Source organism: Streptomyces sp. NPDC096311, assembly GCF_044763085.1.
Classification (GTDB): domain Bacteria; phylum Actinomycetota; class Actinomycetes; order Streptomycetales; family Streptomycetaceae; genus Streptomyces.
In genome coordinates this window covers 1-25,589 of record NZ_JBIWFN010000049.1, presented here as the reverse complement: position 1 = coordinate 25,589, position 25,589 = coordinate 1, and the positions used below count along the sequence as shown (strand labels likewise).

The window sequence follows — 25,589 nt, the reverse complement described above, 5'->3', positions numbered from 1 at the left end:
ATGTTCCGCATCGCCGACGGCGAGGAACTCGGCTACGGCGACCCCGCCCTGCGCGGCCACTCCTTCGAGTTCCGCATCAACGGCGAAGACCCCGGCCGGGGGTTCCTCCCGGCCCCCGGCACAGTCTCCATCTTCGCGCCGCCCTCCGGCCCCGGCGTCCGCCTGGACGCGGGTGTGCAGTGCGGCAGCGTGATCGGCCCGGCCTGGGACTCCCTGCTCGCGAAGCTGATCGTCACCGGCGCCACCCGCGAGCAGGCGCTCCAGCGTGCAGCCCGCGCCCTCGAGGAGTTCGAGATCGGCGGGATGGCCACCGCGCTGCCCTTCCACCGCGCGGTCGTCAAGGACCTGGCCTTCGCCCCCGAACTGACCGGCTCCGCCGACCCGTTCACGGTCCACACCCGCTGGATCGAGACCGAGTTCGTCAATGGCATCCCGGCCTTCACCAACCCCGCCGAGGCGGCGGAGGAGGCGGAGGCCGAGCCGGGCCGCGAGTCCGTCGTGGTCGAGGTCGGCGGCAAGCGCCTGGAGGTCTCGCTGCCCTCCTCGCTGGGCATGTCCCTGGCCCGCACCGGCCTCGCGGCGGGCGCCAAGCCCAAGCGCCGCGCGGCCAGGAGGTCGGGCCCGGTGGCCTCCGGTGACACGCTCGCCTCGCCGATGCAGGGCACGATCGTCAAGGTCGCGGTCGAGGAGGGCCAGGAGGTCAAGGAGGGCGACCTCGTCGTCGTCCTGGAGGCCATGAAGATGGAACAGCCCCTCAACGCCCACCGCTCGGGGATCGTCAAGAGCCTCACCGCCGAAGTGGGCGCGTCCGTCGCCTCGGGCGCCGCCATGTGCGAAATCACCAGCTGAATTACCGGGCATTACCCGGCATTCTCCAGCGCAATTCTGAACCGGTCTGACAATTCCCTGACACGGGGAATATTGAAACCGCTCGTACCGCCCAAGATACTGAATATGAGCTTTCGTCAACTGTTGTGTGGTGGGCCCCGAGGAGAGGGAAACGTATGTACAGCACGCTGATTGTGGCTCGGATGGACCCCGGGTCGAGCGTCGACGTCGCGAAGATTTTCGGTGATTTCGACGACACGGAAATGCCGCACCGCATGGGCACGCGCCGGCGCCAGCTCTTCCAGTACCGGGGTCTGTACTTCCACCTCCAGGACTTCGACGCGGACAACGGCGGCGAGCTGATCCAGCACGCCCGGCACGACCCCCGCTTCATACAGATCAGCGAGGACCTGAAGCCGTTCATCGAGGCGTACGACCCGGCCACCTGGCGCTCCCCGGCCGACGCGATGGCCACGCGCTTCTACAACTGGGAGGCGTCCGCGTGACCGGCCGACGAGTTGTCATCACCGGTATCGAGGTGCTCGCCCCCGGTGGTGTCGGGGCGAAGAACTTCTGGAACCTGCTGAGCGAGGGCCGTACGGCCACCCGCCGCATCACGTTCTTCGACCCCAGCCCGTTCCGTTCCCGGGTCGCCGCCGAGATCGACTTCGATCCCGCGGAGCACGGACTGCGCCCGCAGGAGATACGCCGGATGGACCGCGCCGCGCAGTTCGCGGTGGTCGCGGCCCGTGGCGCGGTCGCCGACAGCGGTATCGACATCGACGCCTACGACCCGTACCGCGTCGGTGTCACCATCGGCAGCGCGGTCGGCGCGACCATGGGTCTGGACGAGGAGTACAACGTCGTCAGCGACGGCGGCCGGCTTCACCTGGTCGACCACGCCTACACGGCCCCGCACCTGTACAACTACCTGGTCCCCAGCTCCTTCGCGGCCGAGGTCGCGTGGGCCGTGGGCGCGCAGGGCCCCAACACGGTGGTCTCCACGGGCTGTACGTCCGGCATCGACTCGGTCGGACACGCCGTGGAACTGCTCCGCGAGGGCTCGGCGGACGTCATGATCACGGGTTCGTCCGACGCCCCGATCTCGCCGATCACGATGGCGTGCTTCGACGCGATCAAGGCGACGACGCCCCGGGACGACGTACCCGAGCGCGCCTCGCGCCCCTTCGACGGGACCCGCAACGGGTTCGTCCTCGGGGAGGGCGCCGCCGTGTTCGTCCTGGAGGAGCTGGAGAGCGCCAAGCGGCGCGGCGCGCACATCTACGCCGAGATCGCGGGCTATGCGACGCGCTCGAACGCGTACCACATGACGGGTCTGCGTCCGGACGGGGCGGAGATGGCCGAGGCCATCACGGTCGCGCTCGACGAGGCCAGGATGAACGCGACCGAGATCGACTACATCAACGCGCACGGCTCGGGCACCAAGCAGAACGACCGCCACGAGACCGAGGCGTTCAAGCGGAGCCTGGGCGACCACGCCTACCGGACACCGGTCAGCTCGATCAAGTCGATGGTCGGGCACTCGCTCGGCGCGATCGGCTCCATCGAGATCGCCGCGTCCGCGCTGGCGATGGAGAACCACGTCGTGCCGCCCACGGCCAACCTCACCACCCCCGACCCCAAGTGCGACCTCGACTACGTGCCGCTGGTCGCCCGTGAGCAGCTCACCGACGCGGTGCTCACGGTCGGCAGCGGCTTCGGGGGATTCCAGAGCGCCATGGTGCTGGCGCGTCCCGAGAGGAGCGTGGCATGACCACCACGGTGGTAGTGACCGGTCTGGGCATCGCCGCCCCCAACGGACTGGGCACACAGGACTACTGGGCCGCCACCCGGACCGGCAAGAACGGCATCGGGCGGGTCACCCGCTTCGACCCGTCCTCCTACCCGTCGACCCTGGCGGGCGAGGTGCCCGGTTTCGTCGCCGCGGACGTGCTGCCGAGCCGGCTGCTGCCGCAGACCGACCACATGACCCGGATGGCGCTGGTCGCCGCCGAGTGGGCGCTCGAGGACGCGGGCATCGACCCCAAGGAACTGCCCGAGTACGACATGGGCGTCGTCACGGCCAGTTCCTCGGGCGGCTTCGAGTTCGGACAGGGCGAGCTGGAGAAGCTGTGGAGCCAGGGAAGCCAGTACGTGTCCGCGTACCAGTCCTTCGCCTGGTTCTACGCCGTCAACAGCGGCCAGATATCCATCCGCAACGGGCTCAAGGGCCCCAGCGGCGTCATCGTCAGTGACGAGGCCGGCGGTCTCGACGCGGTGGCGCACGGCCGGCGGCTCATCCGCAAGGGCACCCCGATGATCGTCTCCGGGGGCGTCGACGCGTCGATCTGCCCCTGGGGCTGGGTGGCGCAGATGGCCGGCGACCGGCTGAGCACCAGCGACGAGCCGACCCGTGCCTACCTTCCCTTCGACGCCGACGCGGCCGGTTACGTACCGGGCGAGGGCGGCGCCATCCTGATCATGGAGTCGGCCGAGTCGGCGTGCGAGCGCGGCGCCAAGATCTACGGCGAGATCGCGGGCTACGGCTCGACGTTCGACCCGCGGCCCGGCAGCGACCGCGAGCCCGCCCTGCGCAAGGCGATCGAACTCGCCCTTGCCGACGCGGGCACCGCGCCCGAGGACATCGACGTGGTCTTCGCGGACGCGGCGGGCGTGCCGGAGCTGGACCGTATCGAGGCCGACGCGATCTCGGCGGTCTTCGGGGTCCGGGGTGTCCCGGTCACCGCGCCCAAGACGATGACGGGCCGGCTGTACTCCGGCGCGGCCCCGCTCGATGTCGCCACCGCGCTGCTGGCCATCGAGGAGGGCCTCATCCCTCCGACGGTCCACATCAACCCCGACGCGGAGTACGGCCTCGACCTGGTCCTCAACCAGTCGCGCACCGCCCAGGTGCGCACGGCCCTGGTCCTGGCCCGCGGTTACGGCGGCTTCAACTCGGCCGTCGTGGTCCGCGCCGTCGACTGACGGGCACCCCCTGCCCCCGACGCCCCCAAGACCCCCGACTGAACGATCCATTTCGACCTGGGAAGGAACCCACGTGTCCACTTCGGAATTCACCCTGGACGACCTGCGCCGCATCCTCCAGGAGGGCGCCGGTGTCGACGAGGGCGTCGACCTCGACGGCGACATCCTCGACGAGCCGTTCGAAGTCCTCGGCTACGAGTCGCTGGCGCTCCTGGAGACGGGCAGCCGTATCGAGCGCGAGTACGGGATCGTCCTCGACGAGGACCTGCTGACCGACGCCGACACCCCGCGCGCCCTCATCGAGGCCGTGAACCAGCAGTTCGGCGCCGACGAGCCCGCCGCCGCCTGACGCCCGACGGCGTTCCCGGACCGGGCGAAACCTTTCACCTGACCTCGTGACCTGGTGACCTCGTCCGGTCCGGCTCCGCCGCAGCCCCGCAGAAGCAAGCGCAGTCCCGCAGAACAAGAGGGAGAGGAAGCACATGTCAACGCTGGAAAAGCGGGTCGCTCTCATATCGGGGGCCACCAGCGGCATCGGCCTCGCGTCCGCGCGGGCGCTGGCCGCGGCCGGCCACCGCGTGTTCATCGGCGCCCGCAGCGCGGACAACGTCGCCGAGACCGTCAAGATCCTCCAGGAGGAGGGCATCGACGCCGACGGCACGGCCCTCGACGTCCGTGACCCCGCCTCGGTCGGCGCCTTCGTGCAGGCCGCGGTCGACCGCTTCGGCACCGTCGACGTCCTGGTCAACAACGCAGGCCGGTCCGGTGGCGGCGTCACCGCCGACATCGAGGACGAGCTGTGGACCGATGTCATCGACACCAACCTCAACAGCGTGTTCCGGCTGACGCGGGAGGTGCTCAACACCGGCGGCATGCGCCACAAGAGCCGTGGCCGCATCATCAACATCGCCTCCACGGCCGGCAAGCAGGGCGTGGTCCTGGGAGCCCCCTACTCCGCCTCGAAGCACGGCGTGGTCGGTTTCACCAAGGCCCTCGGCAATGAGCTGGCCCCCACCGGCATCACCGTGAACGCCGTCTGCCCCGGCTATGTCGAGACGCCGATGGCCCAGCGCGTGCGCGCCGGATACGCGGCCGCCTACGACACCTCCGAGGACGCCATCCTCGAGAAGTTCCAGGCCAAGATCCCGCTCGGCCGCTACTCCACCCCCGAGGAGGTCGCCGGCATGGTCGCCTACCTCGCCTCCGACACGGCCGCCTCGGTCACCGCGCAGGCCATCAACGTCTGCGGCGGACTCGGCAACTTCTGAGCACCCCCACCGACCGGCAGCCCGTACCCAGCCATGGAGAAGAAAGCGTCATGACGACCCGTGAGGTAGAGCACGAGATCACGATCGCCGCGCCCGCACCGGCCGTGTACCGGCTGCTGGCGGAGGTCACCAACTGGCCCCGGATCTTCCCGCCCACCATCCACGTGGACCGTGTGGAGCACGACGGCTCCCAGGAGCGGATACGGATCTGGGCCACCGCCAACGGCGAGGCCAAGAACTGGACCTCGCGCCGCGAACTGGACCCCGAGGCCCTGCGCATCACCTTCCGCCAGGAGGTGACCGCCCCGCCGGTCGCCGCGATGGGCGGGACCTGGATCATCGAGCCGCTCGGGGAGAACGCGTCCCGGGTACGGCTGCTGCACGACTACCGCGCCGTCGACGACGACCCGCACGACCTCCTGTGGATCGACGAGGCCGTCGACAAGAACAGCCGCTCCGAGCTGGCCGCGCTGAAGAAGAACGTCGAGTTCGCGCATGCGGCGGAGGAGGTGACCTTCTCCTTCGAGGACACCGTCTACGTCGACGGTGCGGCGAAGGACGTGTACGCCTTCATCAACGAGGCGAACCTGTGGTCGGAGCGTCTGCCGCACGTGGCGACGGTCCGTCTGGAAGAGGACACCGTGGGTCTCCAGACGCTGGAGATGGACACCCGGGCCAAGGACGGCTCCGTCCACACCACCAAGTCCTACCGGGTGACCTTCCCCCACCAGCGCATCGCGTACAAGCAGGTCACGCTCCCCGCGCTGATGACCCTGCACACCGGTCACTGGACCTTCGAGGACACCGACCAGGGCGTCGCGGCGACCTCCCAGCACACGGTCACCCTCAACACGGACAACATCGAGAGCATCCTCGGCTGCGGGGCCACCGTCGCCGACGCCCGCGAGTACGTCCACACGGCCCTGTCCACCAACAGCCGGGCCACCCTCACCCACGCCAAGGCCTTCGCAGAGAACAGGCGTTGACGATGACGACGGACCATCAGGACACCGACACGACCATCCTGGACACCGACGTCCTCGTGGTCGGAGCGGGCCCCGCCGGGCTGATGCTCGCCACCGAGCTGAGGCTGGGCGGCGCCGAGGTGGTCGTCGTCGACCAGCGCCCCGGCCCGACCACCGAATCCCGGGCCTCCACCCTGCACGCCCGCACGATGGAGATCCTCGACTCCCGCGGGCTGCTGGACGAGCTCGGTACGCCGCCGTGCGAGCCGCGCGGTCACTTCGGCGGCGTACCGCTGGACCTGACGCTGCCCAGCTCGCACCCCGGGCAGTGGAAGGTCGCGCAGACCCGCACCGAGGAGCTGTTGCAGCGGCGGGCCGCCGTGCTGGGCGCCGATCTCCGGCGCCGGCACCAGCTGCTGTCCCTGGAAGCGAAGAGCGAGGGGGGCGGGGTGGAGGCCGAGGCCATCGGTCCCTACGGTCCCGTCCGCATCCAGGCCCGCTACCTGGTCGGCTGCGACGGCGAGGACAGCACGGTACGGCGCCTGGTCCGGGCCCCCTTCCCGGGCCGGGACGCCGCACGCGAACTGCTGCGCGCCGACGTCTCCGGCGTCGAGGTCGCCGACCGGCGCTTCGAGCGACTGGAGCACGGTCTCGCCATCGCCGCCACCCGCGAGGGGGTGACCCGGGTGATGGTCCACGAGTTCGGGCGCCCCGCCGCCGAACGCGGCGGCGCCGAACCGGACTTCGCCGAGGTCACCGACGTCTGGAAGCGCGTCACCGGCGAGGACATCAGCCAGGGCACGCCCCTGTGGGTCAACGCCTTCGGCGACGCCAACCGGCAGCTCGCCCACTACCGGCACGGTCGCGTCCTGTTCGCCGGGGACGCGGCGCACCGGCAGATGCCGAGCGGCGGACAGGCCCTCAACCTGGGCGTCCAGGACGCCTTCAACCTCGGCTGGAAACTCGCCGCCGTCGTCCGCGGCAGCGCGGGCGAGGACCTCCTCGACACCTACCACTCCGAGCGCCACACCGTGGGCCGTCAAGTCCTCGCCAACATCCGGGCCCAGGTCGAGCTGCTGCTCGGCGGCCCGGAGGTCGAACCCGCCCGCGCCCTGCTCACCGAACTCGTCGCCCTGGACGGCGTACGGCAGCATCTCGCCGGGATGATCAGCGGCCTCGGCATCCGGTACGCCGTCGAGGGCCCCGAGATCCACTCCGGCGCACACCCGCTGCTCGGGCGGCGGTTGCCGGACGCGTGGCTGGAGCCCGCGGAGCGAGGCGCGCGGCGCCGTACGACCGAACTTTTGCGCACCGGCCGCGGGTTGCTGCTGTCCCTGGACGGGGACGGCGCCCCGGCGCTGCGCGCGACGGCGGCCCCCTGGTCGGACCGGGTCGCCTTCGTCGCCGACCGCCCCGCGGCCGGCGGCCCGCTGCCGGCCGGGCAGGCCCTGCTGGTCCGCCCCGACGGCTATGTGGCCTGGGCCGGTTCCGGTCCTGCCGGTCTGGCGCGGGCGCTGACCCGCTGGTTCGGCACCTTGGCCGCCGACGACTGAGCACGACCGCACGGGCTCGTCATGGACAAGCGCACGCACAGGCAAAGGCACGGCAGGGCACGGCATGGCACGGCAGGGCACGGACAAGCTCACGCACACGCACGGACAAGCACACGCACAGCTGAGGCACCGCACGTCACCCACCGATGCGACGCGCGCCCGGGCGCGCGAGGAGAGGACACCCATGGACGCGCAGATGGACGCGGACGTCATTGTCGTCGGCGCCGGCCCGGCCGGGCTGATGCTGGCCGGGGAACTGCGGCTGGGCGGGGTGAGCGTCATCGTCGCCGAGCGGCTGGCGCGGCCCACCGGACAGTCGCGCGGGCTCGGGTTCACCGCCCGCGCCATGGAGTCCTTCGACCAGCGCGGCCTTGTCCCGCGCTTCGGCGGGCTGGAGAAGAGCCCGATGGGCCACTTCGGCGGGGTGCAGTTCGACTACACCGTGCTGGAGGACGCCCACTTCGGGGCCCGTGGCGTCCCCCAGTCCCAGACGGAGGCGGTTCTGGAGGAGTGGGCGGGTGAGCTCGGCGCCGACATCCGGCGGGGCTGGGAGTTCCTGGCGCTGGAGCAGGACGGGACCGGGGTCACCGTCACCGTGGCCGCGCCCGACGGCGAGCGCACGCTGCGCGCCGCGTACCTGGTGGGCGCCGACGGCGGGCACAGCCCGGTGCGCAGGGCCGCGGGCTTCGACTTCCCCGGTACGCCCGCCACCCGTGGCATGTACCTCGCGGATGTCGTCGGCTGCGAGATCCCGCCGCGCTTCCTGGGCGAGCGGCTGCCCGGCGGCATGGTGATGGCCGCGCCGCTGAAGGAGGGCGTGGACCGGATCATCGTGTGCGAGCACGGCACCCCGCCGGCCGACCGCAGTGAGACCCCGGAGTTCGCCGAAGTGGCGGCGGCCTGGGAGCGGTTGACGGGTGAGGACATCTCCGGCGGCGGCGCGGACTGGGTCAGCTCCTTCACGGATGCCACCCGCCAGGTCACCGAGTACCGGCGCGGACGAGTGCTCCTCGTCGGCGACGCCGCGCACATCCACCTGCCGGCCGGCGGTCAGGGACTGAGCACCGGTGTCCAGGACGCGGTCAACCTCGGCTGGAAGCTCGCGGCGACCGTCCAGGGCCGGGCCCCCGAGGGGCTGCTCGACACCTACCACGACGAGCGTCACGCGGTCGGCGCGCGGCTGCTGATGAACACCAAGGCACAGGGCACGGTCTTCCTCGGCGGCCCCGAGTCCCAGCCGCTGCGCGATCTGTTCGCCGAACTCATCGGCCTCGATTCGGTCAAGCGGCACCTCGCCGGGGTGGTCAGCCACCTCGACGTCCGCTACGACCTCGGGGACACCGGGGACTCGCTGGTCGGGCGCAGGTTGCCGCCGCGGGCGCTGAACACCGCCGCCGGTGAGGTCCGTACGCCCGAACTCCTCCACGCCGCCCAGGGCGTGCTGCTCGACCTCGCCGACGACTCCGTACTGCGCGAGGCGGCTGCCCGCTGGAAGGACCGCGTCACCGTCGTCACCGGCACCCCGCAGGATCCGGCCGCGTTCGGCGGCGCCGCCGCGGTGCTGGTCCGCCCCGACGGCTATGTGGCCTGGGCGGACGCCGGTTCGGCGGAGCTGTGCGCGACGCTGCACCGCTGGTTCGGCGCACCCGAAGCCCGCTGAGCACCACCACCGGCCACCGATCCGCACGAGAGCACCGAGAGCACCCACACGAAAGCACGAACATGAGAGGAAGTACCCCAGTGAGCGTTCCCACGGTCGAGACCATCCCCTCGTCCGTACCCGGTTCGGCCATGCCCTCGATGTCCCCGGGTGTGCGCCCCGTCGCCCTGGCGGCCGGTGACGTCACGCTCTCCGCGCTGATCGCCCAACCCTCCGGGCCACCGCGGGCCACGGTCGTCGCGGTGCACGGGGGAGGAATGAGCGCCGGGTACTTCGACGGGCAGGCCCACCCCGACGTCTCCCTGCTCGCCCTCGGCGCCCGGCTCGGCTACACCATGGTCGCCGTCGACCGGCCCGGCTACGGGCTGTCCGCCGCGGACGCCCCGAGCGGTCAGACCCTGGCCGAGCAGTCCGCGGCGCTGCACGCGGCGCTGCGGCACCTGGCCGGCCGCGCCGAGACGGGCGCCGGGGTGTTCCTGCTCGCGCACTCCTTCGGCGGCAAGCTCGCCCTGACGTATGCCGCCTGCCAGGCCGGCGATCCGGATCCGGCCGTACCGCCGCTGCTCGGGCTCGACATCTCCGGGCTCGGCCGGGACTACGCGGTCGACCACCCGGAGGGCGGCCCCGACCCGCACCAGCACCGGCACTGGAAGCGGAACTGGGGTGCCCTGCGCTTCTACCCGCCGAACACCTTCCGCGAGGCCGAGGGTCTGGTCGCCCCGATGCCCCCGCGCGAGCAGGCCGAGGCGCTCCAGTGGCCGCGGCGGTTCCCGGTCGCTGCGGCGGCCGTGCAGGTCCCGGTGCGGCTGACGTTCGCCGAGCAGGAACTGTGGTGGCACCACGACGAGGACACCGTCGCCGACCTCGCCGCGCACTTCGCCTCGGCGCCCTCCGCCGCCGTCGACCGTCAGCCCGGTGCCGGGCACAACATCAGCCTCGGCTGGGCCGCCCGCACCTACCACCTGCGCGCGTTCGCGTTCTTCGAGGAATGCCTCGCGCGCCGGTCCGCGGGCGCGTCCGTGACGCCCTGATGCCATGACGACCACACGGCCCGACGCCAGGGACACGACGAAGAGGGCGAGGCGGGGCAGGAGGAGCAGGTGGGCCGCGGGTGTCGGCAGCCGTCGTCCGCCCTTCCGGTCCCTGGCCGTACGCAACTTCCGGCTCTTCGCGGCCGGCCAGGTCGTCTCGGTCGCGGGCACCTGGATGATGGTCACCGCCCAGGACTGGCTGGTGCTCTCCCTGACGGGGGACTCCGGCACGGCCCTGGGCACCGTGACCGCGCTTCAGTTCACCCCCCTGCTGCTGTTCACGCTGTACGGCGGCCGGCTCGCCGACCGCCACGACAAGCGGCTGCTGCTCACCGTCGCCAACCTGGTCTCCGGCGCCCTCGCGCTGGCACTCGCCGTACTCGTCCTGGCCGGCTCCGTCCAGCTGTGGCAGCTGTATCTGTTCGCGCTGGGCCTCGGCACCGTCAACGCGGTCGAGGTGCCCACCCGGATGGCGTTCGTGGGCGAGATGGTCGGCCCCGAGCTGCTGCCCAACGCCTCGGCGCTCAGCGCCGCCTACTTCAACACCGCCCGCGTGGTGGGCCCGGCCCTCGCCGGACTGCTGATCAGCGCGGTCGGCGCGGGGACGGCCATGCTGCTCAACGCGGCCAGCTATCTCGCCACCGTGACCGGGCTGCGGCTGATGCGCCCGGGGGAACTCCTGCGCACGGCCCCGCCGGAGCGCGGGGTCAAGGTGGTCGACGGGCTGCGGTACGTGCGCGGGCACCCCGACCTGTTCGTGCCGCTGGCGCTGGTCGCCGTGGTCGGCCTGTTCGGCTTCAACTTCCAGCTCACCCTGCCGCTGCTCGCCAAGACCGTCTTCCACTCGGGTGCGACCGCGTTCGGGCTGCTGACCACGGCGTTCGCCGCCGGTTCGCTGCTCGCCGCGCTCGCCACCACCGTGCGCAGCGCCCGCCCGGCCGCCCTGACCGTCACCGCCTCCGCACTCGCCTTCGGGCTCCTCGAGACGGCGGCAGGCTGGTCGCCCACCTACACGTGGGCGGCCGTGCTGCTGTTTCTGACCGGCTTCGCCACCCTCTACTTCGCCCAGGCCGCCAACCACCGCATCCAGTTGGGCAGCGACGCCGCCTACCGCGGCCGGGTGATGGCGCTCTACACGCTCATCCTGCAAGGACTCACCCCACTCGGCGCCCTCCTCGTGGGCTGGCTCACCGTCCGTCACGGTGCGCGCTCCGGCCTGTACGTGGGAGGGCTCGCCTCGTCGGCGGCGGCGCTCGCGGTGCTGCTCGCGGGGCGGACACGTCGATTCCTCCCCAGCCACCGGCCGGAACCGGCACTCCTCGGGCCCGGCCCTCTCCCTGAAAGGCAGCCCCATGAGTTTCCTGAGTGACGACACCCCGTGCAGTTGGCTCGACCGGCTCCCGGACCCGGTCCAGCTGCGCGCCATGGCCCCCGACGCACGTGCCCGCACCATCGGCCACTGCCTGCGCCTCGAACTGCATGACCTGCTCGCGGTCCCGCCGGGGCACCGGCTCTCGCCCGGTCTGCCGTTGCGCGGCCAGGGCCTGGACACGCTCGACGCCCTGCACCTGGGGCGCCGGATCCGGCGCGCCCTCGACGCCGAGGTACCCGCCGAGGTGCTGCGGGAGAGCACCGTCGGCGAACTGACCGCGTTGCTCGCCCGCTGACCGAACCGTCTTTCCTCCTGAGCCACTGAATTGATCCACTTGAAGGGGAGATCCGTACATGGAGCCCGCGATACCCATCGAACTGGGCGGCCGGCTGATGGAGCTGGCCGAACGCAAGGACATCGCCCGTGCCGGGCAGGACCCGAAGGCGACCGAACGACAGCACGCCAAGGGCAAGCTGACCGCTCACGAGCGCATCGAACTACTGCTGGACAAGGGCAGCTTCCAGGAGGTCGAACCGCTGCGCCGGCACCGGGCGACCGGCTTCGGCCTGGAGGCGAAGAAGCCCTACGGCGACGGTGTGATCACCGGCTGGGGCACGGTCGAGGGCCGTACGGTCTTCGTCTACGCCCATGACTTCCGTGTCTTCGGCGGTGCCCTGGGCGAGGCCCACGCCTGCAAGATCCACAAAATCATGGACATGGCCATCGCCGCCGGGGCGCCGCTGGTGTCGCTCAACGACGGTGCGGGCGCCCGCATCCAGGAGGGTGTCTCCGCGCTCGCCGGGTACGGCGGCATCTTCCAGCGCAACACCCGGGCCTCCGGTGTCATCCCGCAGATCAGCGTGATGCTCGGTCCGTGCGCGGGCGGAGCGGCGTACTCGCCCGCCCTGACCGACTTCATCTTCGCCGTCCGGGACATCTCGCAGATGTTCATCACCGGGCCCGACGTGGTCCGCGCGGTCACCGGCGAGGAAATCAGTCAGAACGGGCTCGGCGGCGCCGATGTGCACGGCGCTGTCTCCGGGGTGGCGCACTTCGTCCACGACGACGAGGAGAGCTGCCTCGCCGAGGTGCGCTATCTGCTGTCGCTGCTGCCGTCCAACAACCGCGAGCTGCCGCCCCGGCACGTCAGCGGCGACCCGGGCGACCGGTCCGGGGACGTGCTGCTCGACCTGGTGCCGCACGACGGCAACCGCTCGTACGACATGCGCGGGGTCGTCGAGGAACTCGTCGACGACGGCGACTACGTGGAGGTGCACGCGGGCTGGGCGCCGAACATCGTCTGCGCCCTGGCCCGGATCGACGGTCACACCGTCGGCATCGTCGCCAACCAGCCGGCCGCCATGGCGGGTGTCCTGGACATCAAGGCGAGCGAGAAGGCCGCACGGTTCGTGCAGTTCTGCGACTCCTTCAACATCCCGCTGGTCACGCTGGTCGACGTGCCCGGCTTCCTGCCGGGCGTGGACCAGGAGCACGAGGGCATCATCCGGCGCGGCGCCAAGCTGCTCTACGCGTACTGCAACGCGACCGTGCCGCGGGTCTCGGTGGTGCTGCGCAAGGCGTACGGCGGCGCGTACATCGTGATGGACTCCCGATCCATCGGCGCCGACATCGCGCTGGCCTGGCCGACCAACGAGATCGCGGTCATGGGTGCCGAGGGGGCCGCCAACGTGGTCTTCCGGCGGGAGATCGCGGCCGCGGACGACCCCGACGCGATGCGTCAAGAGAAAATCGACCAGTACAAGGAGGAGCTGGTCCACCCTTACTACGCCGCCGAACGCGGGCTGGTCGACGACGTCATCGACCCGCGCGAGACGCGGGCGGTGCTGGCCCGTTCGCTCGCCATGCTCGCGGCCAAGCACGCCGAGCTGCCGCGCCGCAAGCACGGCAACCCGCCCCAGTGAGCAGGGAGGAAACCATGAGCATCCAGCGTCCCGCCCTTGTCCCCGTTCCCGATCCCGCCCCCGAGCCCGAGCCCGTCTTCGAACCCGCGGCCGGTCCGCTTTTCCGGATCGAGCGCGGCTGCCCCTCCCCGGAGGAGCTGGCCGCGCTGACCGCGGTACTGATGGCCGTCACCGCGGGCCCCGGCGTCGCATCCGACGACACGGCCCGCAGGCACCAGGTCGTCGCCCTGTGGCGCCGCCCCGAACGCGTCACCGGCTTCGACGGCCCCCGCACCTGGCGAGCGGCGGCCTGACCCCCCGGGGGTGGAACAGGGCGAAGGGGCCGGAGAGTTCACAGGAACTCTCCGGCCCCTTGGGTTTGTCGGGTGTCGGGGAATCTGCGGACCGGTTGTGGCCGGTCGCGCAGTTCCCCGAGCCCCTGATGGGGTCCGACCTCAGCGTTCGAGATCCCCGTGCTGGGCCGGATCCCGGAGCATCGATCGCAGCCCCGGTTCCATCTCCACAAGACGCTCCACCGCGTCCGGGGCGTACAGATAGGCGGTAGGCACGGCGCGAAGGGCGACGGGCCGATCCCCCGCCCCGGCCAGCGCCACCGCGGCGATGTGGGTGGAACACAGGGGCAGGTTGCCCACCACCCAACCTGTCGGCCGCTCGGCCAGCCCCGCCTCACCGAGGTAGTCGAGGTCGGCCCCCCGGGTCAGCCCGGTGCCCAGCCCCTTCAGATACGCCTCCTTCCGTGTCCACAGGCGGCCGAAGGCCATGGTCCGTTCGTTCTCGGGAATCTTCTCGAGCTCCTCCCGCTCGGCCGGATGCAGCGCCGGCAGACACGCCTCGGCGGTCTGGGGCGACGGCAGCCGCTGGACGTCGGCGCCCACCCGTGACTCCGCCACCACCACGATCGCCAGGCCGTGGCTGTGCGAGAGCGAGAACTGGGGGGCGCCGCCGGGCACGCCGAGCACCACGGGGCGGCCATGGCGTTCACCGTTGCCGTTGTACCGCTCGCCGGCGAGGTTGAGCCGGCTCGGTTCGATGCCGGTGTAACCGGCGAGGACCCGGCGCAGTCCCACGTGCGCCGCGGCGTACATCTGGCGGTCGTCGGGGCGACGGTAGGAGTCGGCCCGACCTCTCTCGTACGCGTCGAGCTCGTCGTACGGGACGTCACGCGGCGAGTCGGGCGGCGGCAGCAGCCACACGTCCAACTCCCCACGCGCTACGGCGAGCCGGCGCACCGTCGGGGTCAACGGCGGCCCTCCGCGTGAGCCTTGGCATGGTTCAGGGTGGCCAGGCTGTTGGTGGACAGGGCGGTGCGGACGTACTCGCGGGCGTCGGCGACGGTGGCGGTGTCACCGAGGACGCGGGCGATGTTGTCCGTGCGGAGACTGACGGTGTGCTGGGAGGTGGCCGCGACGCCCTGGTCGGTGTCCTCGAAGGTCCAGTGACCGGTGTGCAGGGTCATCAGCGCGGGCAGGGTGACCTGCTTGTACGCGATGTGCTGGTGGGGGAAGGTCACCCGGTAGGACTTGGTGGTGTGGACGGAGCCGTCCTTGGCCCGGGTGTCCATCTCCAGGGTCTGGAGACCCACGGTGTCCTCTTCCAGACGGACCGTCGCCACGTGCGGCAGACGCTCCGACCACAGGTTCGCCTCGTTGATGAAGGAGAACAGGTCCTTGGCGGAGCCGTCGACGTAGACGGTGTCCTCGAACGAGAACGTCAGCTCGGCGTCGGCGTATTCGCGTTCCGCGTTCTCCTTCAGCGCCGCGAGTTCCGCGACGGCGCTCCGGTCGAGCTCGGCGCCGATCCGGTCCAGGGCCCCGGGGTCGTCGTCGGCAGCACGGAACTCGTGCAGCAGCCGTACCCGGGACGCGTTCTCCCCGAGCGGTTCGACGAGCCAGGCGCCGCCGAGGCCGGCGACGGGGGACGCGGTGACCAGGTGCTGGAAGTTGACCCGCAGCTGGGCGGGTTCGACGATCCTGCGCAGCGGACGGCAGCGCGGTTCGCCCGCCGCGGTCGGTGCGGTCTCCCAGATCGTCAGCCGCTCCTCGCCCTCGGGAGCCTCCTCGTGCTCGACGTGGATGACCGAGGGGAAGATCCGTGGCCAGTTCCCCACCTCGGCGATCAGCCGGTGGACGGTGTCCGCCGGGACCGCGATGTTGATCTCGTGCGCGACTTGGCGCATGCCCGGGTGTTCCATGCGTGCTGTCTCCTCGTCCTGGTGTGGCGCGCGGGGGCGGGACGGGAACGGGAACGTGACGGACAGAAAAGCCGCTGCCGGGTGGGGGATTCCCGGCAGCGGCCAGCCAGTGGGGATGGGAACGCGCCCGTGCGTCCGCGTCCGTGCGCGATCTGTCATACGTGTTTGTGTGGTGCGTGCTTTCGCTGCGGGTGTTTCACGTGAAACACCGTTCAGACCCGGTGGCGGGCCGGCCGCCGCCCGACCGGTCGGCCCGCCACCGGGTGGCTCACTCGCCCGCGGCGCGGGTGTGGACGACCTGGTAGGTGTTCTCGTCCTGCCAGGTCTGGAGCGCGGCGACGCGGGCGTCGACCTTCTGGCGCTCCGGGGAGCGCTCACCCTGCGGCACGGAGCGGAAGGCGTCGTACGCCTCCTTGCTGTCCCACTGGGAGTAGACGACGACGAACTTGCCCTCGATGCCGCGGGCACGCAGGCCGCGCAGCACCGTGTGGGTGCGGTAGCCGGGGACGTCGACCAGCCACGTCTGGGACTCGCCCAGGGCGTCGATCAGGTCCTCCTGGTTATCCGGCAGCACGCCGAACAGCTCGATGGCCGTGTAGTCGTCGCGGGACGGGGAGATCTCGGTGACGCCGCCCAGCTCCGGCTTCTGCTGCGTGAAGGCGATCTCGTTCTGGAGCAGACGGATCGAGGTGGTGATCTCACCGAAGAGCGGGAGGGTGCGGTGCTTGAACTCCTCACCGGCGTAACGGCTCTCCAGGTCCTCGGTGCTGCGCCACTGGATGAAGTTGGCCGTTCCCGGCTTGTCCTGCCCGGCGTGGACCGTGCTGGATATCCAGCCCTCGTAGGCCGCCGTGTCGACGATCTGGCGCATCGCGGCGAGCAGCTTGACCTGCTTCTCGGCGGCGTCGGTCGAGAACAGGTTGAGAACGGTCAGGTGCTGACCATCGGCTGCGATCTTCGGCATTCTCTCGTCTCTTCCGTTCGAGGAAATGGGAGTGCGAATGGAGGTGCGAATGAAGGTGCTGGTGGAGCTACGAATGCAGCATGGCAAGAGGATCTGCCCATGTGAAAGGGTCGGCACTTCAGGATTGGCGGCGCTTTTGTCAATTGTTCGAGGGCGGTGTCAGATCTTTCTCAACTTCGTCAGGGCTGTGAAAACCGGCCTTGGTTGCCGATTGGCGTGGGCGCCATGCTCGGGTAATGCAGTCAGGCCCGGAAGTACTAGAGATATCCACTCTCCTTGACCGGTACCTCATCGGTCTCGACGACGACGTACTCGACGACGCGTGGGCGCGGAAGCTCTTCACCAAGGACGCCCTGGTCGAGTTCCCCATGAGCCGGCACGAGGGCCTCGACGGACTCGCCGGCTACCACCGTGACGCGCTGGCGGCCTTCGCCGCCACCCAGCACCTCGGTTCGCCCGCGGTCGTCGACCTCGACGACACCGGTGAGCGGGCCGTGCTGCGCGCCAACCTCGTCTCGACGCATGTGCACCACCCCGGTGCGGCGGACGAGCCCCTCTTCCAGGTCGGCACCCTCGCGACCGGCGAAGCCCGCCGCGCCGCCGAGGGCTGGCGGCTCTCCTCACTGACCTTCCGCGTGCTGTGGACCCGCGGTACCCCGCCCCGACCCCGGGAGCCCCGATGACGACTCTGGCGGCGACCAGCCCCCAGGACATGAAAATCGGGATCATGCTCGCCGACATCGGCGTGGTGCTCGTGGCCGGCGCCGCACTCGGCCGGCTCGCGCGGAAGCTGCGTCAGCCCATGGTGGTCGGCGAGATCGTCGCGGGCATCCTGCTCGGCCCGAGCGTCCTCGGCCTGCTGCCGGGGAACCTCACCGAGCGCCTCTTCCCCGCCGACGTGCGGCCGTTGCTGTCCGCGGTCTCCCAGGTCGGTCTGATCCTGTTCATGTTCGTGGTCGGCTGGGAGTTCGAGAAGCGCCTGATCAGGCCGCACGCCCGGCTCGCCGCGGGCGTCTCCATCTCGTCGATCGCGATGGCCTTCGGCCTGGGTGTGGCGCTGGCCCCGTTCCTGTACGACGAGCACTCCACGGTGGCCGGACACCACATCTCCTTCGTCGCGTTCGCCACCTTCATCGGCACCGCGATGTCGGTGACCGCCTTCCCCGTGCTCGCGCGGATCCTCACCGAGAACAAGCTCCTGGACACCCGGGCCGGTTCGCTCTCGCTGGCCAGCGCCGCCATCGACGACCTGCTCGCCTGGTGCCTGCTGGCCTACGTCTCGGCCCTGGTCACGGCGAACGGGAACTACTCCGACCTCGCCCGCATCGGTCTCTACAGCGTGCTCTACGTGGCCGGGATGCTGCTGGTCGTACGCCCCCTGGTGGCGCGGCTGGTGTGGCGCTGGGCGGCCACCGAGCGCTGGTCGGCGCTGCTCGCGGTGCTGTGCGCGGGCGCCCTGACCTCGGCCTGGCTGACCACCTGGATCGGCATCCACGCCATTTTCGGGGCGTTCCTGTTCGGGTTCGTGATGCCTCGTGAGCCCGCCATGGTCCTCGCGGAGCATCTGCGCAAGCCCATGGATCACGTCAGCGTCGTGCTGCTTCCCGTCTTCTTCATCGTCACCGGGCTCGGCGTGGACCTCGGTGCGCTCACCGCGGGTGACTTCGTCGCGCTCGTCGCGATCATCGTCGTGGCCTGCACAGGCAAGCTGGTCGGCGCCATCCTTCCGGCGCGGCTGGCCGGGTTCTCCTGGCGTGAGTCGAAGGACCTGGGGCTGCTGATGAACACCCGGGGTCTGACCGAACTCATCATCCTCAACGCGGCCGTCAGCCTGGGTGTGCTCGACACCCGCATGTTCACGATGCTCGTGATCATGGCGCTCGTCACGACGGCGATGGCGGGTCCGCTGCTGTCCAGGCGTCGTCCGGTGCCGACGGCCGTACCCGAGCCGTCCGAGCCGTCCGAGGCCCCGGCTTCACGCGCGGCCTGATCAGAAACGCCCCCGGAACCCCCGGAACCCCCGTCACTCCGTAACCGCGTCACTCCGTAACCCCGTATCCGAGAACGAGAGGGCTGTCGTGATCCCCGTTTCGCAAGCCATCCCCGAGCAGCTCGGTCCGGTCGACGGCCGCGCGCTGCGCACCGTGTGCGGACACTTCGCCACCGGTGTCACGGTCATCACCTCGGGCAGCGGCGACAACGCCACGGGCGCCACGGTGAACTCCTTCACCTCGGTCTCCCTGGACCCGGCGCTGGTGCTCATCTGCCTGCATGACGACTCCCGGCTGCTGCCCGTGGTCCAGGAGTCCGGCGGCTTCGTCGTGAACTTCCTGACGCAGCGACAGGAGCCCGTGGCCTGGGCGTTCGCCGGTCGGCGGACCGCCCGGATCGAGGAGGTACCGCACCACAGGTCCGTCCTCGACCTGCCGGTGCTCAGCGAGGCGCTCGCGCATCTGGAGTGCCGGCTGGTCACCGAGTACGACGGCGGCGACCACACCATCCTGCTGGGCGAGGTCGTCGGTCTGCGCGCGCCCTCCGAAGCCGAACAGGAGGACCCGCTGATCTTCTTCCAGGGCTCCATGCGGACACCGGCATGGAGCTAGTGGATCTGCCCGGCTCAGTGGTGGCGGCTCGGACCCTGCTCCTCCGCCTCGTCGAACTGCTGCCGCGCCTGCTCCACCAGCGGCAGATGGTCGGTCGACCAGTCGAAGAGCGAGGCGAACAGCGGGGCCAGGGTCCGTCCCAGGTCGCTGATCTCGTACTCGACCCGGGGCGGCACCTCCGGGTAGTACGTGCGGATCACCAGTCCGTCGCGCTCCAGCTGACGCAGCCGCTGCGTCAGCACCTTCGGCGTGATGGTGCCGATGTTGCGGTGCAGTTCCACGAAGCGCTGGGTGCCGAACGCGTTGAGCGTCCACAGGATCGGCGTGGTCCAGCGGCTGAACACGATGTCGAGGACCGGCGCGATCGGGCACCTCTGCGGAGATCCGACGCCGGCCGCGTGCGCGGCTTCGGGGCTGGTCACGGCGGGCGTACCGCCCTTTGTGGACCGGGTGCCGCTCGTGGGCGCAGAGCTCGTCATACAGACCATCGCCTTCCGGGAAGTCACTTTCCTGTAGGTACCTACTTTACCCAGGATGCTAGCTTCCAAGAAGCCAGCAAAGCCAGTACCTCCCTGTACGTCCCCGTCCGAGAATCCTCATGCTCCTAGGGAGTGACATGTCCATCCAAGAGTCCACCCACAGCCCCGCCAAGGCGGCGGGCGAGTCCGGGCCGGCCCGCCGCCCCGGCCTCATCCTGGCCTTCCTCTGCCTGGCCGGCTTCATGACCTTCCTCGACGTGTCGATCGTGAACGTCGCCCTGCCGACCATCGAGGACGAGCTCAACATCTCCACCACCGCTCTCCAGTACGTGGTCACCACCTACGGCATGCTCCTCGGCGGCTTCCTGCTGCTGACCGGCCGGCTCGCCGACACCCTCGGCCGCCGCCGGATGCTGCAGACCGGTCTGCTCCTGTTCGCCGGTTCCTCGCTGCTCGCCGGGGTCTCGCAGAACGCCGCGATGCTGATCGGCGCCCGCGGTGCCCAGGGCCTGGGGGCCGCGTTCATCGCCACCGCCGCGCTGAGCCTGCTGACCAACAACTTCGAAGAGGGCCCGGCCCGCAACAAGGCGCTCGGCGCCTGGGGCGCGCTCAGCGGTCTCGCCGCCGTCGCCGGCGTCACCCTCGGCGGTCTGCTCACCGATGGGCCCGGCTGGCGCTGGATCTTCTTCATCAACGTCCCGATCGGCGTCATCGGCGCCCTGGTCGCCCCGATGGTCGTCGGCGAGAGCCGCTCCGCCCAGCGCAGCAAGTCCTTCGACGTCGCCGGTGCGGTCACCCTCACCGCCGGCCTGGTCCTGCTGATCTTCACCCTCGGTCAGACCGTCTCCGACTCCAACGTCCCGACCGGCCGGGTCGTCGGCGGGTTCATCCTCTCCGCGATCCTGCTCGTCTCCTTCATCGTCATCGAGCGCCGCGCCAAGGAGCCGCTGATGCCGCTCGGCATCTTCCGCCGCCCCTCGCTGCGCGCCGCCAACGGCATCGCCATCCTGCTGCTCGGCACCTGCGTCACCCTGTTCTTCTTCGCCAGCCTCTTCATGCAGCAGGTCCTGGACTACTCCGCCGTCAAGACCGGCTTCGCGTACGTGCCGCTCGCGGTGCTCACCGCCGTCGGCGCCGGCGTCGCCTCCCAGGTCGTCACCAAGGTCGCCGCCAAGCCCGTCCTGCTGGTCGGCCTCGCGCTCGCCGCGACCGGCATGATGCTGCTGTGGCGTGCCCCGTCCGACGCCTCCTACCTGACGGACATCCTGCCCGCCTTCGTCCTGATGGGCCTCGGCCTCGGAATGTCCTTCGTCCCGCTGCAGGTCTCCGCGTTCGCGGGGATCGAGGAGCGCGAGTCGGGTCTGGCCGCCGGTCTCATCAACACCGCCCAGGAAGTCGGCGGCGCGCTCGGCCTCGCGGTCGCGGCGACCTACGCCTTCCGCCGGGTCGACGAGCTGACGGCCAAGGCCCACGGTGTTCCCGCCCTGGTCCAGGAGGCCCGTACGACCGTCTTCCACGACGCGTTCCTCGTGGGCGCCTGCTTCGCCGCGGCCGCCTTCGTGGTGACCCTGGTGCTGCTCCCGTTCACCAAGTCCTCCGAGCAGTCCGCGGCCGTCCCCGCGCACGCCTGACGGCAGACCAGAGACCGAAGTCGGACGACGAAGAACGGACCCGGCCATGTCCCAACCCCTGCCCCTGTCCGCCGCGGCGGAGGAGTTCCTCGCCGAGAACGCCCTGTGCACCCTCACCACCCTTCGCCCGGACGGCACGCCGCACGTCGCGCCCGTACGGTTCACCTGGGACGGTGAGGCGGGCCTGGCCCGGGTGATGACCACGGTGCACCGCCGCAAGTCGCGCAACCTGTTAGCCAGGGCCGGTGGCCGGGCCGCCGTGTGCCAGCTGGTCGGCCCCCGCTGGATCACCCTGGAGGGCCCGGCCACCGTCTCCACCGACCCGCCCCGGGTGGTGGAGGGGATGCGCCGCTACGCCAAGCGGTACTGGTCCCAGCCGCCGCAGCCCCCGGGCCTCGCGGTCATCGAGATCGCGGTCGACCGCGTGATGGGCCTGTACTGAACGGCCCGTACCGAACTCCCGGAGCACATACGGGGCGAGAGGGTGCCGGAAGACACTTCCGGCACCCTCTCGCATGCTCCGCCTGTACCTGCCCAGTACTCGCGACCCCGTACCGCCCAGTAGCTGCAACGCCTCTGACGAACTTGTCAGAGTCCTGTATCGGCGCCCATTCAGCTTCCCGAGAGCCCTCGGAATACTGGAGAAAACGCCAGCGGGAGAGGGAATATGGACGCCTTCAATGCCGATGTGATCGTTGCCGGAGCGGGACCCTCGGGTCTCATGCTCGCGGGAGAACTGCGCCTCTCGGGTCTCTCGGTCATCGTGCTCGACCGGCTGGAACAGCCGATGCAGCAGTCCCGTGCGCTGGGATTCTCCGCCCGTACGATCGAGGAATTCGGCCAGCGCGGCCTTCTCGAGGATTTCGGTGCGCTGGAGACCATACCCGGCGGCCATTTCGGTGGACTCCCCATCGACTACCGCATTGTCGAGGGCGGCAATTTCGGTGTCCGCGGTGTTCCGCAGTCGCGCACCGAGGCCATCATCAACAAGTGGGCCGTGGGCCTGGGCGCCGACGTCCGCCGGGGCCATGAGGTCATCGGCCTGACGCAGGACGAGAACGGGGTCCAGGTCGAGGTCGCGGGCCCGGAGGGCGTCGAGACACTGCGCGCCGCGTACGTCGTCGGCTGTGACGGCGCCCGCTCCACCGTGCGCCACCTGGCCGGGATCGACTTCCCTGGCGTCAGCGCCACCATCGAGATGAAGATGGCGGACGTCGCCGGAGTCCAGCTGCGGCTGCGCCCCACCGGCGAGGTCGGCGAGGCCGGCATGGTCGTGGTCCTGCCGCTCGGCCCGGGCGCCACCCGCGTGGTGGTCTTCGAGCGCGGCGCCGGTGTCCGCCCCACCCAGGAGCCGCCCACCTTCGAGGAGGTGGCCGCCGCCTTCCAGCGGGTGACCGGCGAGGACATCAGCGGTGCCAAGCAGCTGTGGACCAGCTACTTCACCGACGCCAGCCGGCACGCCGCCGAGTACCGCAAGGGCCGGGTCTTCCTCGCGGGCGACGCCGCCCACATCCACCTGCCGATCGGCGCCCAGGGCATCAGCGCGGGCGTCGGCGACGTGGTCAACCTCGGCTGGAAGCTCGCCGCCGCGGTCAAGGGGCACGCCCCGGAGGGCCTGCTCGACACCTACCACTCCGAGCGCCACCCGGTCGGCGCCCGCATCGTCTACAACACCCTGGTCCAGCGCACCCTCTACCTCGGCGGTCCCGAGGCCCAGCCGCTGCGCGACCTGTTCGCCGAACTGGTCCAGATCGAGGACGTACGGCGTCACCTCGTCGGCCTGGTCACCGGCCTGGACATCACCTACGGCGCCGTCGAGGGCGGTCACCCGCTGCTCGGCCGCCGGCTGCCCGACCAGGAACTGCTGGTCGGCGACGAGAAGACCACCACGTACGAGCTGCTGCACCAGGGCCGCCCGGTCCTCCTCGACCTGCACGACAACGCGGCGCTGCGCGAGGCCGCGGCCGCCTGGTCCGACCGTGTCGACGTCGTCACCGCCACCCGGCCCGACGCCGCCGCCCCGGCCGCCGACCTCCTCGTACGCCCCGACGGCTACATCGCCTGGGTCGGCGCCGACGGTTCCACGGACGGCCTGACCGACGCGCTCGCCCAGTGGTTCGGCGAGCCCGGCACCGCCGCCTGAATCGCCCGGTCGCCCCGACCTGTTGATCCGAATCCCTTCAGTAGGACGCGCGCCACCCATCCGACCCGTCCGTGAAACGAGAAAGAGGAGTGCGGTCTTGCCCACCAAGGCTGAGGAAGCGAAGAAGGCCGACAAGGCCGCCGAGTGGACCGAATGCGACGTAGCCATCCTGGGGTCGGGCCTCGCGGGCTCGATCATGGGAGCGATCCTGGCCCGTCAGGGCGCGAACGTGGTGCTCATCGACGCAGGTCAGCACCCCAGGTTCGCCGTCGGCGAGTCCCAGAACCCGCAGCTCGTCGAGTGGCTGCACATTCTCGCCGTGCGCTACGACGTGCCCGAGATCAAGCACATGCTGGACGTGAAGGCGGTCACCGAGCACATCGGTCCGACGCACGGCCGCAAGCAGAGCTTCGGCTTCGTCACGCACCGGCCGAACCGCGAGCCGGACCCGCACGAGGCGACGATGTTCGTCATCCCGAAGATGCTCACCGAGGCGGTGCACCTCTTCCGGCAGGACACGGACTCGCACTACCTGAACGTCGCCGCCAAGTACGGCTGCACGCTCCGCCAGAACTGGTTCGCCACCGACCTCGACGTCGACGACGACGGTGTCACCATCACCGGCAGGAACGGCGAGGTCTTCCGGGCCAAGTACCTGATCGACGCGAGCGGTTTCCGCTCCCCGCTCGCGCAGAAGTTCGACCTGCGCGAGAACCCGCCCCGGCACAAGCACCACGCGCGCTCACTGTTCACGCACTACGTCGGCATCAAGCCGTACGACGACGTGTGCAACTACCCGGAGGCGCTGCGCCCGCCCGCCGAGTCGCCCTTCCACGGCGGCACCCTGCACCACCTCATCGAGCGGGGCTGGTTCTGGATCATCCCGTTCGACAACTACAAGGACTCCAAGAACCCGGCCTGCAGTGTCGGCCTGACCTTCGACGAGCGGCTGTACCCCAAGCCGAAGGACATGACGCCGGACCAGGAGTTCAACCACTACCTCGACATGTACCCGGCGGTGAAGCGGCAGTTCGAGGGCGCCAAGCGGATCCGTGAGTGGGTCTCCACCGACCGCCTCCAGTACTCCTCCAAGCGCACCATCGGCGCCCGCTGGTGCCTGATGTCGCACGCGGCCGGTTTCATCGACCCGCTGTACTCGCGCGGTCTGTCCAACACCTTCGAGGTCGTCGACGCCCTCGCCTACCGGATCCTGGACGCCCTGCGCGAGAACGATTTCACCGAGGAGCGCTTCGAGTACGTGGAGCGCCTGGAGCAGGGGCTCCTGGAGTACAACGACAAGATCGTCAACAGCTCCTACATCGCCTTCAGCCACTTCCGGCTGTGGAACGCGGTGTTCCGGGTGTGGGCGTGCTTCACCACGCCGGCCACCATGCGCCAGATCATGGCGCGCCAGAACTTCCAGTTCGACGGTGACGACCGGCACTTCAAGGAGATGGAGAAGGCGCCCTACACGGGTCTGTGGTGGCCGGACAGCCACGCTTTCAAGGTCCTCTTCGACACCACCGCCGAGACCTGCGAGCGGTACGAGGCGGGCGAGATCGACGGTGACAAGGCCGCGGACATCGTCTTCGAGGCGATCCGCGACTGCGAGTCCGTCAACACGCCCTTCGGCTGGAAGGGCCCCGAGGACCTCCGGTTCTTCCGGGCCACCACCCCCACGATGATGAAGTTCATGTGGTGGGCCAGCACCTCCGGTCCCAAGGAGATGCGCGACCTCGGCCGCTCGATGCTGGCCGGCGTCGTCAAGCAGGGGGTGCGCGGCCGCAAGGTGTCCTGACCCCGGCCCCCTCGCGAAGGCCCTGACCCGAAGCCCCGCCTGCCGGGTCCGCCTTCACAGAGCCACTCCCCCCCCGGATCCGGCGCCGGGCCCCCCCTCCCCCCCGGGGGCCCGCCCCCCCCCCCCGGCGGCCTGAGGCCCCCCCCCGCCCCCCCCCCCCATACACCCACCAACAACCCGTGCCAGAAACAAAGGG

Annotated in this window: 25 protein-coding genes; 21 read left to right on the top strand and 4 right to left on the bottom strand. The window is 70.5% G+C overall.

Annotated features, from left to right (window positions below; genetic code table 11):
* The 14 genes from ACIRA5_RS52785 to ACIRA5_RS52720 all read left to right on the top strand — a co-directional run.
* Positions 1–849 (top strand): biotin/lipoyl-containing protein (locus ACIRA5_RS52785; RefSeq protein ID WP_403705628.1); only part of this gene is annotated, 849 nt, incomplete at its 5' end.
* Between the two features lie 155 nt (positions 850–1,004).
* The gene (locus tag ACIRA5_RS52780; protein ID WP_054237209.1) at positions 1,005–1,334 is read left to right on the top strand and encodes a TcmI family type II polyketide cyclase; all 330 of its coding nucleotides are present in this window, start codon (positions 1,005–1,007) and stop codon (positions 1,332–1,334) included.
* A complete protein-coding gene (locus ACIRA5_RS52775) occupies positions 1,331–2,602 on the top strand; it encodes a beta-ketoacyl synthase (protein WP_054237210.1) in 1,272 nt (423 codons plus the stop codon). The genes ACIRA5_RS52780 and ACIRA5_RS52775 overlap by 4 nt, the downstream gene beginning before the upstream one ends.
* On the top strand, positions 2,599–3,813 hold the full coding sequence (locus ACIRA5_RS52770) for a ketosynthase chain-length factor (protein ID WP_403705625.1): 1,215 nt from the start codon (positions 2,599–2,601) through the stop codon (positions 3,811–3,813). Before ACIRA5_RS52775 ends, ACIRA5_RS52770 begins: the two co-directional genes overlap by 4 nt.
* Before the next feature lie 73 nt (positions 3,814–3,886).
* Positions 3,887–4,162 carry an acyl carrier protein gene (locus ACIRA5_RS52765; RefSeq protein ID WP_054237212.1) on the top strand — a complete coding sequence of 92 codons (276 nt, stop codon included), beginning with the start codon at positions 3,887–3,889 and terminating at the stop codon, positions 4,160–4,162.
* 133 nt (positions 4,163–4,295) lie between these two features.
* Entirely contained in the window at positions 4,296–5,081 is a 786-nt protein-coding gene (gene fabG, locus ACIRA5_RS52760; protein WP_403705622.1) for a 3-oxoacyl-ACP reductase FabG, read from the top strand.
* Positions 5,082–5,131: 50 nt separating this feature from the next.
* Entirely contained in the window at positions 5,132–6,067 is a 936-nt protein-coding gene (locus ACIRA5_RS52755) for an aromatase/cyclase (RefSeq protein WP_403705619.1), read from the top strand.
* Positions 6,068–6,069: 2 nt separating this feature from the next.
* Positions 6,070–7,599: an FAD-dependent monooxygenase gene (locus tag ACIRA5_RS52750; RefSeq protein ID WP_403705617.1), complete on the top strand. Its 1,530-nt coding sequence runs from the start codon at positions 6,070–6,072 to the stop codon at positions 7,597–7,599.
* Between the two features lie 184 nt (positions 7,600–7,783).
* A complete protein-coding gene (locus ACIRA5_RS52745; protein ID WP_352054085.1) occupies positions 7,784–9,259 on the top strand; it encodes an FAD-dependent monooxygenase in 1,476 nt (491 codons plus the stop codon).
* 131 nt (positions 9,260–9,390) lie between these two features.
* Positions 9,391–10,290, top strand: a complete 900-nt coding sequence (locus ACIRA5_RS52740; RefSeq protein WP_177324387.1) for an alpha/beta hydrolase — start codon at positions 9,391–9,393, stop codon at positions 10,288–10,290.
* A gap of 4 nt (positions 10,291–10,294) precedes the next feature.
* Positions 10,295–11,659, top strand: a complete 1,365-nt coding sequence (locus tag ACIRA5_RS52735; protein WP_403705613.1) for an MFS transporter — start codon at positions 10,295–10,297, stop codon at positions 11,657–11,659.
* Positions 11,643–11,957: an acyl carrier protein gene (locus tag ACIRA5_RS52730; protein WP_403705610.1), complete on the top strand. Its 315-nt coding sequence runs from the start codon at positions 11,643–11,645 to the stop codon at positions 11,955–11,957. Before ACIRA5_RS52735 ends, ACIRA5_RS52730 begins: the two co-directional genes overlap by 17 nt.
* Positions 11,958–12,015: 58 nt before the next feature.
* A complete protein-coding gene (locus tag ACIRA5_RS52725; protein WP_067384835.1) occupies positions 12,016–13,584 on the top strand; it encodes an acyl-CoA carboxylase subunit beta in 1,569 nt (522 codons plus the stop codon).
* A gap of 14 nt (positions 13,585–13,598) precedes the next feature.
* Positions 13,599–13,877: an acyl-CoA carboxylase subunit epsilon gene (locus tag ACIRA5_RS52720; RefSeq protein ID WP_403705607.1), complete on the top strand. Its 279-nt coding sequence runs from the start codon at positions 13,599–13,601 to the stop codon at positions 13,875–13,877.
* Positions 13,878–14,018: 141 nt separating this feature from the next.
* On the opposite strand, the gene ACIRA5_RS52715 is transcribed toward ACIRA5_RS52720, so the two are convergent.
* The 3 genes from ACIRA5_RS52715 to ACIRA5_RS52705 all read right to left on the bottom strand — a co-directional run bounded on the left by ACIRA5_RS52715 (position 14,019) and on the right by ACIRA5_RS52705 (position 16,739).
* On the bottom strand, positions 14,019–14,825 hold the full coding sequence (locus ACIRA5_RS52715; RefSeq protein ID WP_403705604.1) for a 4'-phosphopantetheinyl transferase family protein: 807 nt from the start codon (positions 14,823–14,825) through the stop codon (positions 14,019–14,021).
* Positions 14,822–15,775 (bottom strand): aromatase/cyclase, encoded by a 954-nt coding sequence (locus ACIRA5_RS52710; RefSeq protein ID WP_403705601.1) that lies wholly within the window; start codon positions 15,773–15,775, stop codon positions 14,822–14,824. The genes ACIRA5_RS52715 and ACIRA5_RS52710 overlap by 4 nt, the downstream gene beginning before the upstream one ends.
* Positions 15,776–16,043: 268 nt before the next feature.
* Entirely contained in the window at positions 16,044–16,739 is a 696-nt protein-coding gene (locus ACIRA5_RS52705) for an antibiotic biosynthesis monooxygenase family protein (protein WP_403705598.1), read from the bottom strand.
* A gap of 236 nt (positions 16,740–16,975) precedes the next feature.
* Between ACIRA5_RS52705 and ACIRA5_RS52700 the strand changes: the two genes are divergently transcribed.
* The 3 genes from ACIRA5_RS52700 (at position 16,976) to ACIRA5_RS52690 (ending at position 19,342) form a co-directional block, all read left to right on the top strand.
* Positions 16,976–17,422: a nuclear transport factor 2 family protein gene (locus tag ACIRA5_RS52700; protein WP_403705594.1), complete on the top strand. Its 447-nt coding sequence runs from the start codon at positions 16,976–16,978 to the stop codon at positions 17,420–17,422.
* On the top strand, positions 17,419–18,729 hold the full coding sequence (locus tag ACIRA5_RS52695; protein ID WP_403705591.1) for a cation:proton antiporter: 1,311 nt from the start codon (positions 17,419–17,421) through the stop codon (positions 18,727–18,729). Before ACIRA5_RS52700 ends, ACIRA5_RS52695 begins: the two co-directional genes overlap by 4 nt.
* A gap of 88 nt (positions 18,730–18,817) precedes the next feature.
* On the top strand, positions 18,818–19,342 hold the full coding sequence (locus tag ACIRA5_RS52690) for a flavin reductase family protein (RefSeq protein ID WP_235613982.1): 525 nt from the start codon (positions 18,818–18,820) through the stop codon (positions 19,340–19,342).
* 14 nt (positions 19,343–19,356) lie between these two features.
* Here ACIRA5_RS52690 and ACIRA5_RS52685 read toward each other — a convergent pair whose 3' ends face one another.
* Positions 19,357–19,821 carry a winged helix-turn-helix transcriptional regulator gene (locus ACIRA5_RS52685; RefSeq protein WP_403705587.1) on the bottom strand — a complete coding sequence of 155 codons (465 nt, stop codon included), beginning with the start codon at positions 19,819–19,821 and terminating at the stop codon, positions 19,357–19,359.
* A gap of 137 nt (positions 19,822–19,958) precedes the next feature.
* Here ACIRA5_RS52685 and ACIRA5_RS52680 point away from each other — a divergent pair, with 137 nt between their 5' ends.
* The 4 genes from ACIRA5_RS52680 to ACIRA5_RS52665 all read left to right on the top strand — a co-directional run bounded on the left by ACIRA5_RS52680 (position 19,959) and on the right by ACIRA5_RS52665 (position 25,393).
* Positions 19,959–21,452, top strand: a complete 1,494-nt coding sequence (locus ACIRA5_RS52680) for an MFS transporter (RefSeq protein WP_403705585.1) — start codon at positions 19,959–19,961, stop codon at positions 21,450–21,452.
* Positions 21,453–21,498: 46 nt separating this feature from the next.
* Positions 21,499–21,894, top strand: a complete 396-nt coding sequence (locus ACIRA5_RS52675; protein WP_095853649.1) for a pyridoxamine 5'-phosphate oxidase family protein — start codon at positions 21,499–21,501, stop codon at positions 21,892–21,894.
* 225 nt (positions 21,895–22,119) lie between these two features.
* Entirely contained in the window at positions 22,120–23,595 is a 1,476-nt protein-coding gene (locus tag ACIRA5_RS52670; protein ID WP_403705581.1) for an FAD-dependent monooxygenase, read from the top strand.
* A gap of 97 nt (positions 23,596–23,692) precedes the next feature.
* On the top strand, positions 23,693–25,393 hold the full coding sequence (locus tag ACIRA5_RS52665; protein ID WP_168509688.1) for an NAD(P)/FAD-dependent oxidoreductase: 1,701 nt from the start codon (positions 23,693–23,695) through the stop codon (positions 25,391–25,393).
* The last annotated feature ends 196 nt before the right edge of the window (positions 25,394–25,589 follow it).